Here is a 24,046-nt window from a genome sequence, read left to right as displayed (position 1 = left end):
AAAGTTCACAAAAAATTAACGCCTTGTATTTGGCGTTAATTTAACGTTTAAAGCATATTTGCAAAAAATACAAAAATTAAGTACAATCTAGTAGTAAAATTAAGAAAAAAGGAATAATTTATTATGAAAAAAATTATGACAATGATTTTGTACTTTGCATCTATACCATCTTTTTCCATAAGTACTTATCGATGTGCGTTAACAGGACATACTATTCAATGCAATGATGGTACTTGAACTAATAGTCATGGTAAAGGTGCATGTTCATGTCATGGTGGAATAAAACATTAAATAAGGAGAAGTAAAGAATGAAAACATGAATAAAAACAAATTTAAGTAAAATAACATTAGCATTAGCACTAACTGGTGCAACAACTGGAACAATTGGATTAATCATGGGGTGTGTGTTTACCCATAATATGGAAAATTCCTATTTAGAACCAAATGGAGAAATTGTATTAGGAACAACAACTATTTGATGAAATAAATGGGATAGTCCGAATGAAACTGAATTATATTTTGCTAAAGTTAAATATCATGATGAAGATGTAAAATGAGATGGTACTTATACAGATAATTATTTTAAATAATTATATTTCTAAATTTATATAAGAAATGTTTTCGTTGTATTTATCAAATAAATTAATACTACTTAAACTTATTTCTTGTTTATCTGTTATTAAAATTAAATCATAATTTCCCGCACCAAATATACCACTAATTTCAATCCTATTTAAGTTAGTAATCGAATTTTCAATTTGTAATTCAAATTCACTATTATTATCAATTTTTAAAATTTCTTTATAGAATTCTAATTTAGAAAATAATTGAGATTTATTTGAACCATATAAATTTAAAGCATTTTTGATTTTATTTTTATCAATAATTGCTTTTGTAAAGTATTTTCCATATTCACCATTTGCTAATGTTCAATCAGCAGGAATTAATGAAGGTATATTATTGCTTTCTAATTCATTTGTAATTGATAATCAATTAAATTGGTTATCATCTAGTTTAAATAATTCATTTTGACTAATATCATTATTTTTTAGTTTAATATTATTTATATCTGTAAAATCAAAATATTTAGATTTTAATATAACTTTTATATCTTTATACTCTCAAATTTTATTTTTATTTTGATGTATTGGTTTTGATTTTAATTCGAAATAATAGGGTAATAAAATTTTATTATCATCGTTTAAACCCTTATTAATTGCTAATGACGAATAAATATATTTTGATAACATGATAAATACTTGTTTAAATATTTGCATTTGTGGTAAATTTATATAATTTGGATAATCTAATTCTCATTGTTTAAATAAATTACTAATTACTTCATCAGGTTTTTGTCCTTCAAATTTTGCACGTAATTTTGCAATATCATTTTTAGGTTTACCAGTTTTATCATTATATGTTGCACCTTCAAAATTTCTATTATAGTTATATGTATAACTTAACATATCTAATAATAGTTGTTGTAAACTATCAATAGTTGGTGCATCTTTTATTTCTAGTTCAACATCTCTAAATATAGCATTAGTAGAAATATGTTCGCTTTCATTATCTGTTATACGTCAACTTCATATTTCTTTATCGTTTAATTGTTTTTCACCATTTAATGGTCAAATACCGGGACTATTAGTAAAATCATGACCTAATCAAACGTTAGTTACTCTTGCATTATTAATAACTTCTTTTCTTGTTTCTTTGCCACTCCCAATAGCAATTAAATCTAAAACTGACTTTTCTTGTCCAATAAATTGTTTTGCTCAATTTCATGGTAATATTTGTTCACTAAATCATTGTTCTAATATTCTAACTTTTGGTTGAGTTTCAATAGGCATTGATAATAGCGGAAATGCTATCTTATCTTTAACAAATAACTTAGGGTATACTTCCATATTATCAACTTCACCAAGTACCTTTATATTGCCAAAGAGCATGCTTCTAGGTGCTTTAATTTTTAAACCAATAACTTTTGTATCTTTATCTAATGGTTTATGTAATTTAATAATGATTGGATAACCATCTCTTGTTTTAAAATCTTTAATTTTTATTATAGTAATACTTTTCGTACTTCTTAATTTTGGATTTTGATAAGGTTGTGAATAACTATTAATAATATATAAATTATCAATATTATTTTCAGTTAAAGTTTCATTTATACTAACAGCATATAACTTAAATTTATTTAATAAATCTATTTCTTGAAAGATTAAATTTTTAATATCAGTCATACTATATTCAATGGCATTATCATTAATATTAGTACTTGCTCTTTGGTTTAATTGCATATTAAAGTCTGATGTTTCAACAGCATTAGTAGTTAATACTTTTTCAATATCAATAAAACCAATCTTAATAGTATTAGGTGAAAATTTTAAAGTATTGTTTGTACTATCTTTAAATAAACGTTCAATTTCATAAATATAGATTGTTCTTTTTTTAAATTTATCGTATATTCTATTAATATCAGGGTCACTAGTATTACCCATAAGATTTGAAAAATCATTTGGTATATTATCTATTAAATAATCATTTTCTGCTTGATTAATTTTCGTTTGTTTTTGTGGAAACTTGGTTTGTGGTTTGTTGTTGTCCATTGTCATTTTCTCCTACTAATTGGTTATTTACTGGATTAAATAAATTTAATTTAACAGTTAAATTTTCAATTGCTTGTTCATCATTAATTTCAAATATTTTACTATCTAATAAATCTTTATCAATACGTACTAATAATTGAATAAATTTAAGAGTATCAATATTAAATTGTCATAGTTTTTGCTCAATATAATTAACTGTTGAAATATTTACTGCTGTACTTTCAGGAACTGATTGTTGTGCTGACTTCTTTTGACTTGGTATATGTAAACCACAACGCTTAGATATTTCATTAATTAATCAATCATAAACATCACTTAATGTTTTACCTTTAAAATTACCTTGAATAATAGTTACTAAACCATTAGGAGCATCATTAGGACTTTTATCAGTAAATAAATAGTTTTTAGCAATTAATTTTTTTATAGCATCATCAATTAATTGTTGATTATTACCATAAATATTATTAAAAACAAATTTAGGTGAGTTTAAAATGACATCTAAAATGATTTGTTCAAAGAAAATATCTAATGCTTTAATTTTATCCATTACTTTATTACAATCAGGTTCTTCATTAGCACGATTACGCATAATTGCTATTGGTATATAATTAATGTTTAATACTTGTTCTTGTTCTAAGTTAGGGTTGTTATTATATGTTTTAAAATCTAATATAAATTGTTTTTTATTATCACTAATACTATAAATTTCACGATTAATTGTTACTTGTTCATTATTAAGAGTATAAATTTCAAATAATCTTACTGTTTGAGCATTTTTTTGATAATTCTCATAAAAAATAGTACATTGAATTAATTTACCAGTAATATCATAATTTCTTTGTTGTATATCTACTAATTGAAAATATAGATTATCATTAGCAATATAAATTAAATATCCACTGATTCCCAATTTACTTAATTTAAAAATAGAATTTCAATTTTTACGATAGTATTCTTGATTAATTAAATATTGTTTAATTTTGTCATTATTAATTTCTAATGGTGCATTATATAAATTAGCATTATTTTCTGCTACAAAATCAGTAAAATGAGTTTCATGATTAAAACTATTAAATCCAAAAAAATCTAGTATGGAAGCATGTATTGTTTTTTCTTTACTTAAACTAAATAACTTTATATTATCATTTTCAGTTAGTTTTTCTTTTCTTTTAAATATTTTCATAATGATTTACCTTTCTAAAATATTTGATTAATTTTTAATATGATTTTTACAATAATAAATATAACTAGACCTGCTGTTGCTGTTGCTGATGATAATACTATTCCAATTAAACCTAAAATAATTTTTATAATTTTAAAAAACATAATATTATTCTTGTAATTCTTCTAATTTTAAAATATTTCCATAAATAATACCACCAGCGTTGTTAATTCTAATAAAATTATTACTAACTTCTAATTTAAACAACTCAATTCTATTTTTAACTAAACTTCAATTTCGTACATAACTATCTATTGTATATATACAATCATTCTTGTTTGATACTAGTTTATCAAATTCTTTAGTTATAGAATAAGAAATAGGTTGCGTATCTCCGTATCACATATAAGTAACTCTATATTTTTTACCCACAATAAAATCATATAAAATTCTATCTTTAGTTTGTCTTGTTCCTACTTCTTTTCATTTTGGACATGGACAAGGTGTTGGTGGTATTGGTGGAGTTATTGGTAATATTTGTTCACTATAATTTTTAGTATTTGTATTTTCTGCTTCTTCTAATGAAAGCAAAAAACCAGTTTGATAATTATATTTTTTTAAATAAATCATTGCTGATGTAACACCTAAATCAACATAATTAGTTACTACCTTTTGATTATTTTCTGCTTGAAATGTACTATCTAATATAGCAGGTGCGCCTCTTCACATAAAAATTAAATATTTACTACTTCCATTACTTTTAAGATATGCTCATGAATAAGCAACTCTATATAAAGTATTTAATTTAAAATTATATTCAATATTTTCATTACTAATAGTACCAACTGATTTTCATTTAATAAAATTTAATTTATTAATTTTTTCATCAATAAATTTTTTAACAAATTTAGTAGGTGGAATATCTAATTCTCCGGTAAATTGTCCATTTCCTAATTCATTATATTGTAAAACTTTATAAGTAGTATCTTCTTTAATTAAAGTTAATTTATCTTGTTTTTTATCTATATTAGATTTATTTTCATTAATACCACCACTAATTGTTTTATTAGTAGTTTGTAAATTTTCGTCATTAATATTTTGTTTTTTATCTAATAAATTATTTGTTTCTTGTTTAGTATAATAATTATCATTATTATTAGTTTCTGTTATAAGTTCAGTTGGAGTACCAGAACCTTGATATTGATATATTTTTTCAATCATTGCACCAGTATTAGGTGTATATTGTGGGTGATTATAACCAAATGAAGTAAACTGTTTATTATTTGTATCAAAAGCTATTGTTACGCCTTTTTCCAATCTTTTTGTACCTAATTCATCTACATAAAAAATGGAATCTAAAGTAAATATACCCTTAGCAATATCTTCATCTAGAACAGATAAAAATACTTTAGTAGTTCTTCTAAAATTAACTAAATTACCAATATCATAATTGTAATTAATTACTCAACTTATTACATATCATTTTTTTAATTCTATATTTTCATTTTTTACTTTTTTTCATAACGGACTTGTTTCAATATTAAATCAATTATTTTTAATACTTTCAATTTCTTTATTTGCTAACTTAATATTATTTTCATTACTAGTAATACGTTTTTGTTGTTTAGCAGAAAAATCAGCAGTTGCAGCATGGGTAAAATCATTCTCCTGTGGATTATTTTGTAATGCTTCTGGTGGTAATGTACCAATTTCACTTGGTCAATTTAAAACCATTGTTTCAGTTTCGGAGTCATATTCAGTTGCTACATAACTTTTATTAACAAGTTTAGTAACTGCTCCACGAAATACTTCATGTTCATTTTTGCTTATAACATCATCATATAATTTCATTTGTTTAGTTAATATAAAATCATGATTATCTTTGTCACCACTAATTCTTTTTTTGTTTTCATTATCAATTAATTCATCTACTTGATTTCTGGTATAAAATGCTTCTAAATCAATTTTATCAACAGCAATTTCTTGTTCATCATAACTCATTAGTATTTCTTTTAATTGCGTTAATTGAGATAGAATTTTCATTCTACTTGGTGCTAAATCTCACACATTAATTGTTGGAATACTACTAGCACTAAATTGTGTACCATTATTAAATTGAATATTAGCATAAACATTAAATTCAATTGGAGTACGATTAAATACTCAATGTTCCACCATTACATAAACCATATCTCTTAATGTTTCTTGAATTAATTTATCTTTAAAACTATCAAAAGGAAATTTATATAAAATAAAATTAAGATAAGCATTAATATCATTTTGTGCGCGAATAGCAAATGTAGTAAATCATTCATTAGCGTTTGGTCATGTATTTACATATTGTTGTGGAGTGTCATCAATTGTTCCAGTTAATGGATATCACTTATTATAATTTTCTAAACTAATACCAGTTCAAAGTTCTTTTATCATGTTATCATTCCTTAAAAAATGCTTTTTTATAATGTTTAGTACGTTTTTTAGTTTTTCTATGTGCTATATGTATAATTTCTTTTTGTAATTTTTTCTTACCTTTTTCAACCACTTGACTATAAGCAAATTTTTCTAAATGATGTAATAAACCAGTACCAAACAACGTATAAACTCCAAATTTTAAACTAACACTTTTAAAAGATTTAGTAACATTTTCCATCGGATTATTAATAAAATTAATAACTTTATGATAAGTTCTTACTATTCTTAATATTTCGCGATGTACCTTAAAAGCATCTCTTATAATCTGTTGAACAACTGGTGGAGCAAATGCAATTGTTTTTAATCATTTATTAGTATTAACTCCATAACCAATATATCAACCACTATTTCAGCGATATCAATGAAAAGGATGTACTTGTGTAACGAAAGTTTCTGCTTTAATAAAAGTATCAATAACAACAAATGGTTTATATTTAGGATTACGATGATAAATAGTAATAGCACATTTATCTAGAGATAATGGTTGAATTTTACATCCCATAAATACTGGTGAATTTAATGGAATTAATTGTGCATGTTTAATTGCTTTTTTCTCAGCACTAGTAAATAAATCACTTGCTTTTTCTTTTAATTTATTAATTTTTGCTATTGCTTTTTCTTCTAATTGTTCAAATTTTTCTTGTAATTTATATATATTTTCACGTAATTTTTCAAAATATGGTGTATCTTTTCAAAATTTATTTAAACTTTTTTTAAAATAAAATCTAATATCAAAATATTTAAAAGTTTGATTTGTTTTTAAAACAACTTTATGAATAACACTATTTTTAAAATTGAACTTAATAGCATTAGCACGAATTTTTTGTAAATCTAAAATTAATGTTTTTCCATATCTATTTTCTGTATGTATTGTGTAAACTAAATTTAATCAATCATGTTGGTTCATTTTTAATACTTCTTTTAAATCAGTATTATATTTTTTAAAAAAATTATTTGCTTTTTCAATATCTTTAATTTTAAATTTAGGAATTAATTGTGGACTTAACTTTATTAATGTATTTTGTAACAATAAGTAATCTTTTAACTCTTGTTCTTCTAATTTTTTAAAATTATTATGAAATTGTCTTTCTGCAACATAACCTAAGTTTTGCAATATTGTTTCACGATTAGGTGCAACTGAATAGTTAAATAAATATCGTTGTTTACCAATAATTTTATCTGTTAAAATTTCTTTACCTGTTACTTGATTAATAACATCTTGTAAATTTTTTGCTTCTTTAATCCCAATTTTTTCTAATGTTTTAGTTTTTTGTGCTAGTTTAATAAATTTAGTAGTACGAATACCACGAGTAATTTTATTAAGTCCGGCAAACGCTGGTAATACATTAAAAAAAGTATTTAATTTTGTTACATTTCCTTTTAAATAATCATAAACTTGATTAATAGTAAAATCAGTTGTTGCTTCAATACCAACAGCAATACTACTACCAATAAAATCACTTGCACCTAATCCAAGTGCTAGTTCTTCACTTAAACTACCAGTAAAAGGAGCAAGTGCAACTGCTATTACTTGTACACCAATCATTTCTAAAATTTCTAATCATAAACTTTTATTTTCTTGTTGTTTACTTATTCTAGTATGTTTTGGTTTATTTATGTTTAAGATTATAGCAGTGCTAGTAGTACCAATTGGCATAGTATTAATTTTCCTTATCTAAGATTAATTTTAATAGGATTTGTTGAACCTTTATAATTTGGGTCATTTATATTTGTTCTAATAATTACATATAAATCACCAGTTTTTTGTTTATTATTACTTATAATATTTTTACCTTGGTCATCACTAAAATATTTAATTGTAGGAGTTTCTAAACTTGGATTTAAACCATTAATTTCTTTTGTATATAAAATATTTGTATCTAAATCTCTATTATTTTTATCTGTTCTTGCCGTAGTATCTAATGTTAAATTTGTAATTTTAGATTTTAAGTCAGTTTTTACTTCACTTTTAATTACACCACACATCATTCAACGAGATGTTGTTTCTTTTTTTGACATATAAGGAATTGATTGACCCAATACTTCACCACCAACTTTATATGCTCTACCAACTTTACCGTCAGTAATCTCTTGCACATAAACAACCGTATTTTCTAGCATATATCTTTTCATTGCTTTTGGTGTTGCTAAAATAAAGGACATAATTTCATTTTCATTTTTATCATTAGCAAATGTCATATAATCATCAAGTACAATTTGACATAATACTCCTTTTACATATAAATCATTACCGTTTAATCTTAATTGCTGTGCTAATTGATTATCAGTAATTATTCCTTTATTATCTGCTAAATAAACTAAACTATCATAAAGATTATTAGTAATAAAGAAACGAGAATTAGCACCATTTCTTAATTGAAATAAAGTATTTCATGCCGATAACATTGCTTTTAAATAACCAATTGGAGTTGTATCATTAATTAATACCTTAGTAGCAAATTGTGAAATTACATTAGTGTCATCACTTGCTAATTTATCTGTTAAATCATTTGCAACTTCATATTGCATAGTATATAATAAATTTTGACCATTTTCTGCTAATAAATCAACAGCTGCAATAGTTTCACCTGCAACGTATAATTTTTCAATAATTTTGTCAATTTTATCAGTTTGAGCATAACTAATATCAAGTCTTGTACTTTTATCATTTCACTCAAGTACTTTAATTTTTGGGTCTTTTGGTAATTTAATAATGAATTCAATTTTAGTAGAATTAACCATTTCAATAGGAAAAAAACTTGCTCAGGGACTATTTGATTGTTTAAAAAATTCAATAAATTCAGGAGCTTCTACTAATTTTTCTGTATTATTTAAGTTTGTTTGGATATTTACTGCCATTTTAATTTTCCTTTTCTATAAATAATTTTTCTTTTTATAATCCAATAATGGATTAATTTTTGTTGGTATTTGGTTATTAATAATTGTTTGTTGATTACCACCAGTATTCAGTGGTGTTCTTAACACTGGCTGTTCTTTAATTAATTGTTTTATAGTATTTTCTATTTCTTCACTTTTAGTATCTTTTGTTTTAAACTTTAAATAATCATGAAATTCTTGTTTAATTTGATATTTATTAAAAATATTAACCATTTGTTGTTCTTTAATTTCTTGATTAATTTTATTTAATTTATTTTCTGCTTCACTAATTTTTTGATTAATTTCATTTTCTTGTTGTTCTTGTTCAACATTATTTTCAGCTAAGTTTTGATTTACTATAGTAGTTTCATTTTCTAACATTATGACACTTCCTTACTTACATTTAATATTTTACTTTCATCTAAATTAAATGGAATTGCCAAAATTTGATAATGAATAATTTCACGATTAGAATAGCCAATTTTAGCAACTACTTCTTTAAATCTTAAATGAAATAATGTTGCTAATTCTAATGTTTCAAATGATTTATATTTCATATCATCACTTTGATTAGTTTTATACATTAACAAATAAATTTGTTTCATGTTAGTAGTCATTCCAATTTTATTATTTTCCATAGTTATTTCACCTCCTTACTTTTTCCTTTTTCCATAAGTTTTTCTAATTTTATTTGTTGCTTATTTAACTTATTTTCTTGTTTTGTCATTTTATTATAAGAACGTATATGTTTTGGAGTTGTAATATATTTTTTTAAAATTACAATAATTTCTCTACAAATTAATGTTCCTACAGATGTTCCAATAATAATTAATTCATGTATAAATTCTTTCATTTTATATTTCCCTTCCTTTTATAAATGATAATAATTTTCATCAAAAGTTAATTGTGCATTAATATTAACTTCACTCATATCACTACCATAACTATTAATACTTGCATTATCATTAATAAGATTTGCTATTTCATTTGTAAATGAAGTTTCTTGCATTTCAGTATTATGATGTGTAATTTCCATAGGTAATAAATTATGTATAATTTCACTAGCACCCGCTATTATTGTAGGAATAGCATAAGCATTATTAAAATCATTATTAATACCCATTGCTACACCAGTTGAAATTAAACAACCACCAGTTGCCATATTACAAATCTTTCTTATACTCTCAAAACGATTAGGTATTAATTCAGTAATTCCACTAATAAGATTTGAAATACCATAAGCATTTAATGAAATATAAGTATCTCAATCTATTAAATTATTAAGATTGTTATTTTCATTCACCATTAATGGTCATGGTGGTGTTTCTGTGGTAGTAGTTGGAATTGGAGTTGTCGTAATTGGTAATGGACTAGGATTTGGATTAATAGTAGTATTAAAAAACTTAGTATAATTTGCTAATCCAATTGTTCCTAAACCTAATAATATTTTTTTAGAACTATTAATAACTTTATTTCTAGTAGTTGGTCTTTGATTTAAATTTCATATATCTAAACCTAATTTTTTACCAAATAATAAACTATTAATTGAACCTAATATTGGATTACCTATTAATTGACCATAATAAGCACTGGTTCCAATCATTGCTAAAATTGGACTTATACCTGTTCTTATTAATTTTAATAATGTATAGTTATTTGTTTGTGGTGTTTCTGTATTTGGCATATTTTTCTCCTTTTTAATTTCCTTGTTTTTTAATTCAAACTTTAACTCATCCTTTATAGACTTCATTATCGCCAACTATTAAAGCTTCATTATCTTCAGGGTCAGAAATAACTATATGTTTTGATTTAACATTAGGATATTTCATTAGAATAATTGCTCTAATATCATTATGTGTATGAAGTGCCTGCGGAGATGGTGATAATATTTCAATTTCATCTTTATTTCCAAATAAAGTAGGTAGTATAATCATATTTATTCCTTTCATTTTTTAAATCATTTAACATTAATGGAACAAAATGCACGATTTTTTGGAATATTTAAAGTATTAAAGATTTGTCCAGTTACCATAATTTCATCATTTTTGTTTAATAAAATACATCGTTTATAAAGTTTTGGATTATTAAAAATTAAGGTAACATAGTTTAATCCATTTCATTGACCACGAACAGTATAATATAAATCTTTATTACCTTTCTCATGATATTTTGCTTCTATACTGTTACTAAGTTTTACTGTTAATTTAATGTAATTCGCTTTATCTTTCATTTTTTTAGTTCCTTAAATAATATTGAATATGCTTATAAGCATCTTGTTCATGTTTTGTTAAAATAATATTTCCTTGATAATTTTCTATTTTACTTTTATTTTTTGGTTCACTTTCTTGATAATCTCAATTCATAACATCTTGTACTAGTACCATTAAAGCACCAATAACTTTTGGAGTTGCTAATGGATTGGTTAATAGTTGTTTTGAAGTTAAAAAGAAATTTTCTACAATAACTAAGATTTTTTCATTTTCAAAATGTTGTTTAATTATTAAAAAGTATTCTTTAAATAGATTTTTACTTTCTAGAACAGTTTTTGTTTTAAATGTTTCATTAAAAATAATATTATTAGTTTCATTTGAATATATAACAATTCCACTTGTACCAATACCCGCGGGGTCAATACCAATAATTAGTTCATATTTCATGTTTTTTCTCATAATGTAAAACCAGAATTGTTTATACTTGGGTCTACTGATAATAAGTAGTTATTCATTATTCAAATTCTCCTTGTTCTAATTCTATACACATACAACCATAATCACGTTGACAATAAAATTTATTCATTATTCAAATGATTTTTTTAATTAACATAAAATGTATTTTTACTATGAGTATTAATATCTTTATATGGAGTAATTAAATAATTAGTGGGTAAATCATTATGATTGTATTCAATAATCTTGTATGCTTTATTATTTTCAACTCATTTAACATTGTATTTAAAACATGAATTAATAATGTTTGTTTTTGGGTCTTTTATTTCTCCAATAAATCACCCATTATGTTCTTCATAAAATGTAAGTTCTTCTAATTTAATTTTATTAATATAATATTCTTTTTTAGCAGGGGGTTGATTAATAGTTATTTTTTGACTATTAATATATGGTTTTAATAATTCTTTTAATTCCATACCAATTAATTCTTTTTTAATATTTTCTAAATTAAAAACTCAATATGTATATTTATCATCAACAATAAAACTATTATTTTTAATCATTCAATTTGGAACAGATAATTTATATTCGCCATAATTAATCATAATAGAATTTGATTTTTCAGTAATTTGTTCTTTTTGAAATTCTATTTGCATTCTAACAATCCTTTCTTTTTTTTATATATCCTGTCGCTATAAGCGTAAAGGATATATATGTTATTTATTTTGTTAACACTAATATAATTAATATTTTCTAGAAAAACTGGGCTCGTAAATAAATTGTAAAATTTTGAAAAAAACTTAAAGCATTTGATTCAATTTTTAATAACTTGCATTTAGCAAGTTATATTTATATTGAACCAGCCCCGTTTAATTTTTTTTTACAAGTTTTAAAATTTATGTTACTCGCCCAAAAAAATGAAAAAAATAAAACAGCATCTGCTCACTGAAAGTGGCAGTGCTGTTAAATAAAGAACTAATTATAATACGTCCCCCAAACGGGTCTATATACACTAGTTGCCAATCCGCTCCCACCCCAAGGATTACCATTATTCATGGTTAGTATATTTTGTTAGGTATCACTCCACTTTTTATTTCAACATGCAAGTCCACATGCTAGCCACTATTTTTAACAACTGTGTTATGGTTCACTATTTTATGTCCCTAGCACGTGTTGATAATAGTGATAAAGACTGTTATAAAATTTGCAAATTTTACAATTACAAAAAAAGACGATACTTATTTCTCGTCTTTTTGAAAAGGGTATTTTATGAGTTTAAAAAGTAATGAGTCTTTTAAAGATAAATTATTGATAATAGAATAATTACTACGTAAGTTTGTTACGCCTCCAAATTTTTAGAAAGGATTGGCAATTTTTATGTTTAAAACTCAGTTAGTTAATATTGAAAAAGATAAGATTATACCTGATAAAAATAATCATGGTAAGTTTTTAAATTTTGATGTTTTGACTTTTTTAGAAATTAATAAACAAACAAATATTTCTACTGGTAAAGTAAGAGATAAGTGGTATAACCCATTAGTAGTTAATGATTTTTCAAAATATTTACATAAATTAACTTTAAAAGTTGGTAATTATTATAATTTAGTTTTGGATTTATCCGGTATTATTGTTGATATTATTGAATGAAAAGATAAGTAATTATGTCAAAGATTAATAATTGTGCTTGTGAACAGTTATTTCATTTGTCAATGTATATGTGTAAACTTTGTGACCAAGTTATTTGTCCTAAGAAAGTTTTACAAAATTTATATACTAAACAATATTATTGTCCAAATTGTATATTAGATATTGCGTTAAATAAAACAATGAGAAAAGAACAATTACAACAAAAAGAAAATTAAAAAAACTAAATAGGGAGTATATTTATACTTTTTTGTGTACTTTACTCCCAATTATACAAATTGGTATAAATATGCTCCTTATTAATAGTAAGGAGTTTTATTTATGCCTAATGAAATAGAGCAAATTAGTAATTATACTTTAACAAAGATAGTAAGAATAGGATTAAGTCCATTAAGTGCTATGATTGGAGTTGGTGTTTATTATGGTCAATATTTAAAAGATCCAATTTAGGAAGTATTAATTCTTTATTATTTAGTAAGAAATTAGGAATTGATATATGGAATATTAATCAAAGACCTTCTTCTAAAACTAAATTTATTAATAGTAGTAAAAAAATATTATTAGGTTTAGGAACAATTAGTTTAGCAAATTATACTAAGTTTTTTAATACTACTATTAATCCAAATCCTAGTCCATTACCAATTACGACAACTCCAATTCCAACTACTACCACAGAAACACCACCATGACCATTAATGGTGAATGAAAATAACAATCTTAATAATTTAATAGATTGAGATACTTATATTTCATTAAATGCTTATGGTATTTCAAATCTTATTAGTGGAATTACTGAATTAATACCTAATCGTTTTGAGAGTATAAGAAAGATTTGTAATATGGCAACTGGTGGTTGTTTAATTTCAACTGGTGTAGCAATGGGTATTAATAATGATTTTAATAATGCTTATGCAGTTCCTACGATTATTGCCGGAGCAAGTGAGATTATTAATACTTTATTATTACCATTGGGAAATACACATAATAATACAGAATTACAAGAAGTATTTACTGATGAAAGAGCAAGATTAATTAATGCTAGTATTAATGATTATCAAAGTACAGATGACGGTATGGTTGATGTTGATTTAAACGATAGTATGTCTGAAATTAATTTAGATAGAGCAAGTTTAAATTGGGATTATTCTTATGCTTATACGTTAGGTGGTGTTTAAAATGAAAAAGATAAAGTGAAAAAATATGTCAAGAGAGAAATTGCATAAGAAAAAAGCAAAAATAAATTTTGAACAAAGATTAAATGAAAATATGAATTATGATGATTTTTTAGTGGATAGAAAATAATGGATATGAAAGAGATAGTTAAATATTTAGCATATATGGGTGGTTTTGGTCTTATTCTTTGATTTTCTCGTAATTGAATACATGAAGGTATTCAAAAATGAAAACATAAAAAACATGTAAAGGAAAATGATAGTGACCCTGATTGTTTATATTGTCGTAAAGATTTTGAAAAGAAAAAACGTAGATTGGAAATGGAAAAACAACAAAAAGAATTAGAGAAAGGGGGTGATTAATATGCCAACAGGATTAAGTGCCTTATTAACCATGATAGGTGGTGGTGTTGGACAACAATTATTAAATGGTTTTACTTATATTTTTGGTTGAGTATTTACAACTGGTGATGGTGGAACACTTACAAATTGACCAGTGCTAATTTCAATTGTATTTATGGTATTAGTGTTTATTAAACAATTTGTGGGCCATATTATTCATGGAACTCATTAGTAATTAGAAAGGAATAAGCAAATGGTAAAGTTATTTTTTAGTTTAGTTTTTGTTTTGCCTTTGTTAGGTAAACTTTTACCAACTGTTAATACATTAGTTCAAACTATTTATATGCAGTATTTAAGTTCATTTACTGGATTGCATACTGTTACACTTTTTATTAAGTCGTTCTTTTATGATAGTTTGTATACTTTGCCTTTGCCAATCCTTGCTTTAATAAATGTTAGTTTTGTTTTTTATTTAATTTTAGGATTATTTAGATTTACAAGACATTAGGAAGTGCAATTATGTTTATACCTTTTATTACAACAGTAATGAAATTATTTAGTCAAATATTTATGAAGTTTTTTAGTTTTCCTATTGGTGACTTAGGTTTTAATTTAGGTACGTTAATGGTATTTTTAATTTTGCTTAGATTTGCATTTAGAGTGATTTTACCCGAATTAATGTTACCAACATTAGGATTAGGTTATGGTGTTAAGAAAATTGGTAAGGCTTCTGTTTCAGTTGGTAAGTCTGTTGCTAACGGTTATAAACAAACACAAGATGTTAGTGGAATTAATGTAGGTGATTAATTATGTCTGATTTTGTTGTTAGTATTTTGCATTTTATTTTTATATTTTCTAATAATGATATTTCTATGTTTTTAAATCAAACGGTTGATGTTACTAATGAAGTTTATATTTTGTTTAATTTAACTTTTTGACTTGTATTAGGAGTATTTTTTAATTTTATTTATCGTAGTATTAAATTTGTTTTTAGGTCATTGTTTGGGTAGGTGTTTTTTATGAGTGTTTGAGATATTTATAATCAAATACATCAATGTATAGTTGATTATTGAACTATGTTTATAGGTAGTCCGGTTGATGCTTTTACTATTTATTTTATGAAATTTAGTAGTTTATGGAACTCAGTTTTTTATTGGATTTGTTTTATTTTATGGTTCATGGTGAATTTTAAAGTGTTTATTTGGTAAATAATTATGTGATTTAAGTTTGCTAAATTATTTTTAATTATAAATAATTCTGTACAAGCACCTACTTCTTTGATTGTTTCTAATGACCCTAATGTTGTTAATTATGATATTACAGATGATATGGTTAAGCATGTTAAATATCATAGTTTTGATGATTGAGCAACAATTCCATGAAATTCTGCTTATTTTGATATTGACCAACCTGATTTAAAATTAGTAAGTGGTTATTTTTATGATTATTTTCATCCTGATTATCAATATTTTTTAAATTATGTTAGTGATGTTACAGGTGTTTTACAAAAACATGTTGATTTTACTAGTCATTTGATTTTTGATGATGAACAGTTAAATGCTTTTTCAAGGATTATTTTTAATCATAATTTAGTACAAACTAAGCAAGATAATTATATTGAATTTGGTGGTGTTGTTGGTCAACAAAAATTTAATGTTCAGTTAGAATTTGAAATTTCTAAACCTTTAAGTTTTTATATACAAGGGTTTATGTTTTATTTTAATTTTCATTATATTGGTTCTAGTTTTAATTTTTCATTTTTAGATTATGAAGGTAATACAAAATATGTTTTTAAAGGATTGGTTGATAGTCATTCTTATTTACAAGATATGTATAATTTTATTACTATGCCTGTTCGTGTTCCTAATTTGAAGTATTTAACTATAACTTTTTCTATTAATTCTATTATTGAAAATCCACAACAGTCGGTATCAGTTAGATTTGGTCAAATTAATATTTTTTCAAGTGAAAATATAACACCAGTACCCCCAAATAGTCCTTTTAATCCTGAATATGAACGAGTTAGTTGATATGATGTTTTTGGTCATTTACGTAATGCTTTTAGATGAGTGTTATTTGGTGTAGTTGGTAAACTTTTACCAGTAGAACCATTAAGAGAGTTTTTTGCTAAGATTGATGGTTTATTAAGACATATTTTTGATGATACTATTAGTTCTGTTTTAAATGTTGATTTTACTAGTGGTTTAGAACAAGTATTAACTTTATGAGTATTTTTAAAAGCAGTAGGGTTTTTAATTGGTTAGGAGTGAAAGATAATGCCTTGATATGGATATTTAATTTTAGGAATTTTGTTAGTTATAATTTTTTATCCGTTTTTAATAACTAGAAAAAATATAAAGATATTGCAACGTGTAGGTAGTTATATTATTTCAGTGCCACCACGTACTGGTAAGTCAGCGCTTGCTTGTTGTTTGGCACAAAGACATAAAGGTAGAGTAGTTAGTCCTATTCCTATTAAAGTGCGTAATGAGTTTAGTTATCGTTGTTCTTATGATGATGTTTTTAAATTTAATCAATTAAATAGTAATTATGCTTTTAATGAGAATGATATGGTTGTTTTAGATGAATTAGGTTTAAAGATTAATAGTAATGATTTATCACCGGAATTTAAAAAAACACAAGAAAGTTTGGGAATGTTTTGTAAATTAATAGGTCATAATTTTAATGGAATTATGTATATGATTGAACAACACCCCGATAGAATACCAAAACAAGCACGTGAAAAAGTAGAGTATATAGTTCAATTTAAAAGAATGCGTATTTTATTATTTTTAGTTAAGTTTAAATTAAATATTTATACTAATGTTGATGATTATAATAAAATTGTTTTATCGAAAAGACAAACTAAGAAAATAATTAAAAAGGGTGGTTTTCCACCAAGTTATAGTGGTGAGACTATGACTTTTAGTTTGTGATTTCCTAGGTCTTATTTACAAAAATATAATAGTCGTGCTTTGCATTATATTCATGATTTAAAAAGTGAGTTGAGTAGTGTTAAGGATTATGAACAGTCACAAGGTTTAGAGTTTACTGTTGATGATATTAAAGCAGTTGGTTTAGATAAGTTAGATAATATCTAACAACATGATAAAGCAAAAGATGTTGTTAAGGTTCGTGGTAAGCGTAGTTATGATAAAAATAAAAAGTTTGTTAAGAAGTAAAATGTATTTAAGGTCTGTGCCAACCAGAACCTTGGTTGGTTGGCTAGGGCGTTTACGCCATTTGTCCAACTTTTTAAAAGTTGGTTGGGGTGTGCTACGAAGTAGCAAGGGGCAAAGCCCCTATAACTTGACTTAGGGGCGACCCTCTCATTAAGTAAAAAACAAAAAAGCATTATTTAATTAAAGGAGAAACAAATGAAAATTAATGAGTTAATTATTACTAATTATATTGAAAAAAAGACCAAATAAAATTGAATTAGTAAACATAAATAGTTTAAATGAAACAAAAGGTATGGAAGTAAATGATATTTTAACAGAAATTATGGGTATAGAAAATACAAGAGATATTGAAACACAAGAAAAAATAGTAAAAATAAAAAATATGATAGCAAATGATAAATTTAATTCTATAGATTTTAAAAATTTATATAATTTTCTTGCTGAACAATTAGGAGATTTAGATAAAGAAATAATTTTAATAAAAAATATAACAATTGATTTTATTTTTCACAAGAAAATTTAAAAATTAAACAGAAATTAAAAGAATATATTTTAGAAAAAGAACAAAAATTTATTAAACACTATTTTTGTTGTTATTGTAATAGGTTTATCTCTTTAATAAATACCCACCTAGAACATTTTTTACCACGTGACTTTTTTAAAAATCAGCAATTTAGTTATAGTAATATTTTTGTTAGTTGTAACGATAAAAAAACTTGCGGGCATTTTAAGGAAAATAAAGAAACATCAATTTTGAATCCTTCAAAAGATATTTTTGCAGATTATTTAGAATATAAAATTAGTGATAACGGTATTGAAATTGTTAGTAAAAATAATTTAGGTTTAAAATATAAAAAAATTTGTGAAGATACCATTAAGATTTTAAATTTAAATGAAAGAAGATTAGTCAATTATAGAATGAATTTATATATTCAACATGTTAGAAAAAAAGTGCCATTTGATTATGCAGAAATTCATCCAATTTTAATGAATTTTTTGAAAAAATTACAGGAATAATTGTTGAAGAATAATAAGACCCTTATGAAATAAACACTATTACAACCGTGTCTAGGAGAATTAACATGACTAATGATAACCAATGATCCAATATAGAGGTGACCCTCTCATTATACTAAGTGTAAAATAATTTACACAGTTAACTAGAAAGCCTCAATTCAATTAAAATAGTTAGTTAATCCATTTTAGGTAAACTAACTATTTTATTTTATTTCTTAGTTTTTAAATTTTGATGTTTATAAAATATTCGATTTTCAATACCTGGCACACGCGAAGTTGATTCACCAACATTAGTATTAACTAATGCTTCATCAATTGCATATATCTTTGCATCAAGATTATCAAGATGATGCAAAATTTCTGCTTCCATGGTTTTAGGTAAAACTGGTGAACCATATTCGTATTTACCATGACTTGCTAAAATTAAATGTTGCAATAATATTACCATTTCCTCTTGTAAATTAATGTTCAACTCTTGACATGCTAGTGTTACTTGCATGGCACCTAATGAAATATGACCAATCATTTTTCCTGCCAAAGTAAAAGCACTAATGGCATTATTATCTAATTCCACCATTTTTCCATAGTCATGCATAATGATACCAGCATACAATAAATCACTATTAATATTACGGTCATCATAAATACCAACTACTTGTTTAGCCATTCTTAACATAGTAACTGAGTGTCATAATAAACCACTTTGCACAGCATGATGCATTTTTACGGCTGCTGGTCATCGTTTATAATCTTCAATTACTTTTTTGCTAAAACATTGAATTAAAATCTTTTTTAAAATGGGATTTTTAAAATCTTTAATTGTTTGACTAATTTCAATTCATGCTTGAGCAATATCAATTGGTGCTTGCGTTAACAATAACTCATAATATTCACTGGGATTAGCAACAACTTCTCATTCATTAATTTTTAACTGTACCTCATTATTGTAATTAATACTATTAGCTTCGACTTTAACAACAACACCTGAAGTTAATTGAACAATAGCTTCTTTATTAGCATCCCAAATCCGAGCTGAAATACTACCAGTTTTATCTTGTAATTGTAAATTTAAATAATTGGTATTATTAGACGCAACACCTTGAATGACACGACCAATGATTACTATTAAATTTAAAGTATTATTAGGTTTAATGTCTTTAATTACAGCTGTCATTAACATTTTCCTCCTATCATTTTATATTAGCAATTTTTAAATATTTTTTTGCTAGTTCTTCATACATTGCTTGCATTTTTTGTTTTGCTGCATTAGTGTTTTTATCGATACAAACAAAGTAGAATTTAATTTTAGGTTCTGTTCCACTAGGTCTTGCAGCAAATCATGAACCATCGATAAAGTAAAATTTTAATAAATTTTGACCTGGCATGCCATAAAGTCCTTGTTCATAGTCTTCAATTTTTTCAACTTTAATATTATGTAATGAAGGAATTTCACTAGTTCGTAAAGTTTCCAACATGCCATTGATTTCAGTTTGTCCCTTTTGACCTTTTAATACTAAGTTAACAGTATAACAATAATAGTAACCAAATTTTTGATAAATATCTTCCAAAACATCAATTAATGTTTTTTGTGATTGTAAATAATATCAAGCAGCTTCGGCCACAACCATAGCAGATTGAATACCATCTTTATCACGAGTAATATCTTTAATAACATAACCATATGCTTCTTCAAAGCCAAAGACAAAATTAACCTTACGAGCTTGCTCTTTTAACATTTCAGCACCAATTCATTTGAAACCAGTTAATGTTTTAATGACTTGACACCCATATGATTTAGCCACAACATCAGATAGGTTAGAAGTAACGAAAGTATTATACATAACAGGATTTTCAGGCATTGTTTTAGTTTTTTGATAATGACCCAATAAATATTCTAATAAGATTGGTGCTGTTTCATTACCTGTGAGTAACACATATTCTCCTTGGTGTTGAACGGCAATGCCAATTCTGTCAGCATCTGGATCATTTAAAATCACTAATTGAGCATCATGTTGCTTAGCATATTTAATGGCTAAATCAAAAGTCGGTTGCACTTCAGGATTAGGTGAGATTACACCTTTAAAATCAGGGTCATAGCTTGCTTGTTCTTTAACGATAATTACTTCATAACCGCATTGTTCTAAAATAGGTGGAACTCACTCACGACTGGTACCATGAAGGTTAGAAAAGACAATTTTCATATTACGATTTTTAATATCAGGATAAAACTGTAAATTTTTAATATCATTACGATAATTAGTTTCTACTGTCAATGGGACTTCTTTAATCAAGTCTTTGTTATAAGGAAACTCTAATTGAAAATCATCAGATAATTGTTCCATATTGTGACCAATAACATTAGTGACTTCTGGTAAAAATTGGCAACCATATTGATCATAAATTTTATAACCGTTGTATTCTGGTGGATTATGACTAGCAGTAATGACAATTCCAACAATGGCATTAACCTTTCGAATACTATAAGATAAAACTGGCGTTGGACGTAAATCATTATCTTGAAATAAAAAGACAGGAATATTATGTTTAGCTAATGTTTTAGCTGTTAGCATAGTAAATTCAACAGAAAAATGACGGTTATCATGTGCAATAACAATACCACGATTTAAATCTTTTTGTGAAAAAGCAGATGTTAAATATTGAATAAAAGCTACAGTAGCTTTCATAATAATAATTTCATTAATTCTTCCTGTCCCAACACCAGTAACTCCACGCATACCAGCAGTACCGAATTCTAAAGTAGTAGTAAAAGCTTCTTCAATTTCAGCTTTTGACATTTTATCTAATTGGGTTTGTAAATGTTTTGGTAAAGTTTGTTGTTTTCAAATATCATATGTTTTTGATAAATCCATTATTAACTCCTTCATTAAATAAAAATTAATTTTATAAATAAATAATACTATAAAAAAAGAATAATTAAAATTCTTATTTATAATTTGATTAAATGTTATTTTTAGTGTGTAAAGAGTAATTAAGAATTAGAAGCAATTAATCTGCGAGTTTACTAACGAAATATGCTCCTTATCCCAAGTTAAACTGTCCTAATTAATGGTGAATGAGTATGTGAACCACTTTGGTCATTATGTACCGATTCATTTATAATAAATATATCACCACTAGATAATAATAGTTCACTATTATCATAGTTACCATTATTAGAGATTGGAATTTCTTGATGTTCATTAGTTTGTACTAAATTAATTATTGTTTTTAATTCATCCTCAACACTAGTAGTGGGGTTATTTTTAATGAATTCTTCTAACAATTTATTTTCTGCTTCTCAATCATGTGAATCATTTGCTACATTTTCATTATTTTCTATTATATCACTGTTTGTAAAACATGATGTAATATTGTTTCAACATCATTTAGCACCATTAGTTAGTGGCGTTACTATGGAATTTTTAATTCTTGGTAAAAATAAGTCAAAATAAGAAAAATAAGCACTATAGATACTATTTTCAATAAGAGTCACTAATAATGCCAAAGGTAAAGGCTTTATTACGTTTTCTAAATTTACTTCTTTTTGTTCTCCAAAAAGCCCACTTATTACACTTTCTAAAGAAGAAAGAAAAAGTAGTGAACATATAATGGTGCCGAAACCAGTAGCTTTTAAAATATTTTTGTTTTTCAAATTTTCTCATATTTTTTTAATCAAAGGTTGAGCGATTTTATCAAAAATTAATTCTTCGAATATACATATAACCAGATTAAAAGCAATAGCTTCAGCAAAAGTGGTTAAATCAAAATCTTTTTCACTAACATATAAATTTAAATAATTTCTTCAGGTACTTATTACAGTGCTTACCCCAAGAAATGATAAATATTTTCATTTTGAAGTTAAATTAATAATTTTATAATTTAAATATGATAAATTACTCATTGTCAATCCAGTTGTTATACTTATTATTACATCTTCTCAATTTTTAAAAAGATCTAATAATGGATTTTCTTCATGCAAATTATTTTTAGCGTCAAATAAATAAAATGAACCTAGACTTAAAGTTAAAGTTGTCGTAAAAGATGAAAAACTATATTTTGAGTTGATGATTTTATTTAATAAATTAATTTCATTTTCAATAACTACTCAATCAAAATTCTCTTGTAAAGATTGTGTTGTTGGGCATAACCACTCACTACTAAATGCTTGTTCATTTTGATACACTTTAAAAGTTTCTTGTAATTGTTTGGTATCATTTAAATTTATTAATTTTAAAATTATTTTACCATCGTTTAATTTAATGACTTTTTGTCATAGTAATTTATTATCAATAATTATAAATTTTTCATTAATAACCTGAATAATAATATTAGAAGAATTGAATTCTGTTTTATATTCTAATTTACCACTTTCATCAACTCTCTTTAGTGTTTCTCATTCTACATAACGGCTATCAACAGGAACTCATTCATTTTCTTCTAAATCAATAATACTATCACCATTTATTGATGAATTTTCATTTCTTCCTAATAAAGGGGTTGTTTCAGTTAAATTACTCTCTGACATGTCTCTCTTGTTTTCTTCTAATAACATTTCTTCTATCTCCTTTAAGTACAAAAATCTCCTGTTTTACTTACAAACAGTAAAGCAGGACTTAAACATATATTTCTTTTTTTGAATTTTATTATTACTTTTGGTACTAGTTGTTATTGTCTAATTTATAACAAAGTTAGTGATAATGATAAAGAGTGAAATGCATCATTAATAATTTGAAAATAAAAATTTTAATTTACCAACAAAAGTTAGTTTAAATTCACTCTTTAAATGTGGATTTATGAAAAAAATAGCCAATCAATATTTTTCTGCAAAATTAAAAGTATCCCTACTAATAACAAAATCTATTATAACTTTTATTTTAAAAAATAACAGTTATTTGCTTCTCAT

The 24,046-nt window shown here is 24.7% G+C and carries 34 protein-coding genes; 16 read left to right on the top strand and 18 right to left on the bottom strand.

What is annotated here, in order from left to right; all coding sequences use genetic code 4:
- Positions 1–123: 123 nt before the first annotated feature.
- Complete coding sequence (locus AAHM98_RS02260) at positions 124–291, top strand: hypothetical protein (protein WP_342275825.1); 168 nt, start codon at positions 124–126, stop codon at positions 289–291.
- Positions 292–308: 17 nt separating this feature from the next.
- A complete protein-coding gene (locus AAHM98_RS02255; protein ID WP_342275826.1) occupies positions 309–590 on the top strand; it encodes a hypothetical protein in 282 nt (93 codons plus the stop codon).
- Here the strand turns inward: AAHM98_RS02255 and AAHM98_RS02250 are convergent, their stop codons facing one another.
- The 14 genes from AAHM98_RS02250 to AAHM98_RS02185 form a co-directional block, all read right to left on the bottom strand.
- Entirely contained in the window at positions 591–2,609 is a 2,019-nt protein-coding gene (locus tag AAHM98_RS02250; RefSeq protein ID WP_342276876.1) for a hypothetical protein, read from the bottom strand. It abuts the gene before it with no gap.
- Positions 2,557–3,792 carry a hypothetical protein gene (locus AAHM98_RS02245; RefSeq protein WP_342276875.1) on the bottom strand — a complete coding sequence of 412 codons (1,236 nt, stop codon included), beginning with the start codon at positions 3,790–3,792 and terminating at the stop codon, positions 2,557–2,559. The genes AAHM98_RS02250 and AAHM98_RS02245 overlap by 53 nt, the downstream gene beginning before the upstream one ends.
- 14 nt (positions 3,793–3,806) lie before the next feature.
- Complete coding sequence (locus AAHM98_RS02240; RefSeq protein ID WP_342276874.1) at positions 3,807–3,935, bottom strand: hypothetical protein; 129 nt, start codon at positions 3,933–3,935, stop codon at positions 3,807–3,809.
- A 4-nt stretch (positions 3,936–3,939) separates the two neighbouring features.
- The gene (locus AAHM98_RS02235) at positions 3,940–6,201 is read right to left on the bottom strand and encodes a hypothetical protein (protein WP_342276873.1); all 2,262 of its coding nucleotides are present in this window, start codon (positions 6,199–6,201) and stop codon (positions 3,940–3,942) included.
- A 1-nt stretch (position 6,202) separates the two neighbouring features.
- Complete coding sequence (locus AAHM98_RS02230) at positions 6,203–7,900, bottom strand: hypothetical protein (protein WP_342276872.1); 1,698 nt, start codon at positions 7,898–7,900, stop codon at positions 6,203–6,205.
- 14 nt (positions 7,901–7,914) lie between these two features.
- Positions 7,915–9,102 (bottom strand): hypothetical protein, encoded by a 1,188-nt coding sequence (locus AAHM98_RS02225; protein WP_342276871.1) that lies wholly within the window; start codon positions 9,100–9,102, stop codon positions 7,915–7,917.
- A gap of 15 nt (positions 9,103–9,117) precedes the next feature.
- Complete coding sequence (locus AAHM98_RS02220; RefSeq protein WP_342275836.1) at positions 9,118–9,501, bottom strand: hypothetical protein; 384 nt, start codon at positions 9,499–9,501, stop codon at positions 9,118–9,120.
- Positions 9,501–9,758, bottom strand: coding sequence for a hypothetical protein (locus tag AAHM98_RS02215; protein WP_342275837.1), 258 nt, complete (start codon positions 9,756–9,758; stop codon positions 9,501–9,503). Before AAHM98_RS02215 ends, AAHM98_RS02220 begins: the two co-directional genes overlap by 1 nt.
- A 2-nt stretch (positions 9,759–9,760) precedes the next feature.
- Positions 9,761–9,973 (bottom strand): hypothetical protein, encoded by a 213-nt coding sequence (locus AAHM98_RS02210; protein ID WP_342275838.1) that lies wholly within the window; start codon positions 9,971–9,973, stop codon positions 9,761–9,763.
- 18 nt (positions 9,974–9,991) lie between these two features.
- A complete protein-coding gene (locus AAHM98_RS02205; RefSeq protein WP_342276870.1) occupies positions 9,992–10,804 on the bottom strand; it encodes a hypothetical protein in 813 nt (270 codons plus the stop codon).
- A 13-nt stretch (positions 10,805–10,817) separates the two neighbouring features.
- The gene (locus AAHM98_RS02200) at positions 10,818–11,054 is read right to left on the bottom strand and encodes a hypothetical protein (protein ID WP_342276697.1); all 237 of its coding nucleotides are present in this window, start codon (positions 11,052–11,054) and stop codon (positions 10,818–10,820) included.
- Between the two features lie 2 nt (positions 11,055–11,056).
- Positions 11,057–11,350, bottom strand: a complete 294-nt coding sequence (locus AAHM98_RS02195; RefSeq protein WP_342275841.1) for a hypothetical protein — start codon at positions 11,348–11,350, stop codon at positions 11,057–11,059.
- A gap of 4 nt (positions 11,351–11,354) precedes the next feature.
- Positions 11,355–11,777, bottom strand: a complete 423-nt coding sequence (locus AAHM98_RS02190) for a hypothetical protein (RefSeq protein WP_342276869.1) — start codon at positions 11,775–11,777, stop codon at positions 11,355–11,357.
- A gap of 155 nt (positions 11,778–11,932) precedes the next feature.
- Entirely contained in the window at positions 11,933–12,442 is a 510-nt protein-coding gene (locus AAHM98_RS02185) for a hypothetical protein (RefSeq protein ID WP_342275842.1), read from the bottom strand.
- A gap of 721 nt (positions 12,443–13,163) precedes the next feature.
- Here AAHM98_RS02185 and AAHM98_RS02180 point away from each other — a divergent pair.
- From AAHM98_RS02180 to AAHM98_RS02170, 3 genes are all read left to right on the top strand, one after another.
- Complete coding sequence (locus tag AAHM98_RS02180) at positions 13,164–13,445, top strand: hypothetical protein (protein ID WP_342276868.1); 282 nt, start codon at positions 13,164–13,166, stop codon at positions 13,443–13,445.
- A gap of 2 nt (positions 13,446–13,447) precedes the next feature.
- Positions 13,448–13,648, top strand: a complete 201-nt coding sequence (locus AAHM98_RS02175) for a hypothetical protein (protein WP_342276750.1) — start codon at positions 13,448–13,450, stop codon at positions 13,646–13,648.
- A 103-nt stretch (positions 13,649–13,751) separates the two neighbouring features.
- Complete coding sequence (locus AAHM98_RS02170; protein ID WP_342276867.1) at positions 13,752–13,880, top strand: hypothetical protein; 129 nt, start codon at positions 13,752–13,754, stop codon at positions 13,878–13,880.
- Positions 13,881–14,019: 139 nt separating this feature from the next.
- On the opposite strand, the gene AAHM98_RS02165 is transcribed toward AAHM98_RS02170, so the two are convergent.
- On the bottom strand, positions 14,020–14,145 hold the full coding sequence (locus AAHM98_RS02165; RefSeq protein ID WP_342276866.1) for a hypothetical protein: 126 nt from the start codon (positions 14,143–14,145) through the stop codon (positions 14,020–14,022).
- Here AAHM98_RS02165 and AAHM98_RS02160 point away from each other — a divergent pair.
- The 11 genes from AAHM98_RS02160 to AAHM98_RS02110 all read left to right on the top strand — a co-directional run bounded on the left by AAHM98_RS02160 (position 14,126) and on the right by AAHM98_RS02110 (position 19,143).
- Positions 14,126–14,605, top strand: coding sequence for a hypothetical protein (locus AAHM98_RS02160; protein ID WP_342276865.1), 480 nt, complete (start codon positions 14,126–14,128; stop codon positions 14,603–14,605). The genes AAHM98_RS02165 and AAHM98_RS02160 overlap by 20 nt on opposite strands.
- Before the next feature lies 1 nt (position 14,606).
- The gene (locus AAHM98_RS02155) at positions 14,607–14,732 is read left to right on the top strand and encodes a hypothetical protein (RefSeq protein ID WP_342276864.1); all 126 of its coding nucleotides are present in this window, start codon (positions 14,607–14,609) and stop codon (positions 14,730–14,732) included.
- Entirely contained in the window at positions 14,732–14,965 is a 234-nt protein-coding gene (locus AAHM98_RS02150) for a hypothetical protein (protein WP_342276747.1), read from the top strand. The genes AAHM98_RS02155 and AAHM98_RS02150 overlap by 1 nt, the downstream gene beginning before the upstream one ends.
- Position 14,966: 1 nt before the next feature.
- Positions 14,967–15,176 (top strand): hypothetical protein, encoded by a 210-nt coding sequence (locus AAHM98_RS02145; RefSeq protein ID WP_342276863.1) that lies wholly within the window; start codon positions 14,967–14,969, stop codon positions 15,174–15,176.
- A gap of 21 nt (positions 15,177–15,197) precedes the next feature.
- The gene (locus tag AAHM98_RS02140) at positions 15,198–15,452 is read left to right on the top strand and encodes a hypothetical protein (RefSeq protein WP_342276008.1); all 255 of its coding nucleotides are present in this window, start codon (positions 15,198–15,200) and stop codon (positions 15,450–15,452) included.
- Between the two features lie 11 nt (positions 15,453–15,463).
- Entirely contained in the window at positions 15,464–15,751 is a 288-nt protein-coding gene (locus tag AAHM98_RS02135; RefSeq protein WP_342276744.1) for a hypothetical protein, read from the top strand.
- A gap of 2 nt (positions 15,752–15,753) precedes the next feature.
- Positions 15,754–15,954 carry a hypothetical protein gene (locus AAHM98_RS02130; RefSeq protein ID WP_342276862.1) on the top strand — a complete coding sequence of 67 codons (201 nt, stop codon included), beginning with the start codon at positions 15,754–15,756 and terminating at the stop codon, positions 15,952–15,954.
- Positions 15,955–16,158: 204 nt separating this feature from the next.
- Entirely contained in the window at positions 16,159–17,208 is a 1,050-nt protein-coding gene (locus AAHM98_RS02125) for a hypothetical protein (protein WP_342276861.1), read from the top strand.
- A gap of 12 nt (positions 17,209–17,220) precedes the next feature.
- A complete protein-coding gene (locus AAHM98_RS02120) occupies positions 17,221–18,045 on the top strand; it encodes a hypothetical protein (RefSeq protein WP_342276860.1) in 825 nt (274 codons plus the stop codon).
- Positions 18,046–18,355: 310 nt separating this feature from the next.
- Positions 18,356–18,649, top strand: a complete 294-nt coding sequence (locus tag AAHM98_RS02115) for a hypothetical protein (protein WP_342276859.1) — start codon at positions 18,356–18,358, stop codon at positions 18,647–18,649.
- Positions 18,646–19,143 (top strand): retron system putative HNH endonuclease, encoded by a 498-nt coding sequence (locus AAHM98_RS02110; protein ID WP_342277246.1) that lies wholly within the window; start codon positions 18,646–18,648, stop codon positions 19,141–19,143. The genes AAHM98_RS02115 and AAHM98_RS02110 overlap by 4 nt, the downstream gene beginning before the upstream one ends.
- A 208-nt stretch (positions 19,144–19,351) precedes the next feature.
- Here the strand turns inward: AAHM98_RS02110 and AAHM98_RS02105 are convergent, their stop codons facing one another.
- The 3 genes from AAHM98_RS02105 to AAHM98_RS02095 all read right to left on the bottom strand — a co-directional run bounded on the left by AAHM98_RS02105 (position 19,352) and on the right by AAHM98_RS02095 (position 23,695).
- Positions 19,352–20,317 (bottom strand): 3'-5' exoribonuclease YhaM family protein, encoded by a 966-nt coding sequence (locus tag AAHM98_RS02105; RefSeq protein ID WP_342276858.1) that lies wholly within the window; start codon positions 20,315–20,317, stop codon positions 19,352–19,354.
- 13 nt (positions 20,318–20,330) lie between these two features.
- Positions 20,331–22,013 carry a phospho-sugar mutase gene (locus AAHM98_RS02100; protein ID WP_342276857.1) on the bottom strand — a complete coding sequence of 561 codons (1,683 nt, stop codon included), beginning with the start codon at positions 22,011–22,013 and terminating at the stop codon, positions 20,331–20,333.
- A 179-nt stretch (positions 22,014–22,192) separates the two neighbouring features.
- Complete coding sequence (locus AAHM98_RS02095) at positions 22,193–23,695, bottom strand: hypothetical protein (protein ID WP_342276856.1); 1,503 nt, start codon at positions 23,693–23,695, stop codon at positions 22,193–22,195.
- Positions 23,696–24,046 lie beyond the last annotated feature (351 nt).

The organism is Spiroplasma endosymbiont of Nebria brevicollis (assembly GCF_964030895.1).
Taxonomy (GTDB): domain Bacteria; phylum Bacillota_I; class Bacilli_A; order Mycoplasmatales; family VBWQ01; genus Spiroplasma_E.
The sequence above is the reverse complement of the archived record's forward strand: the minus strand, read 5'-3'. Positions and strand labels throughout refer to the sequence as shown.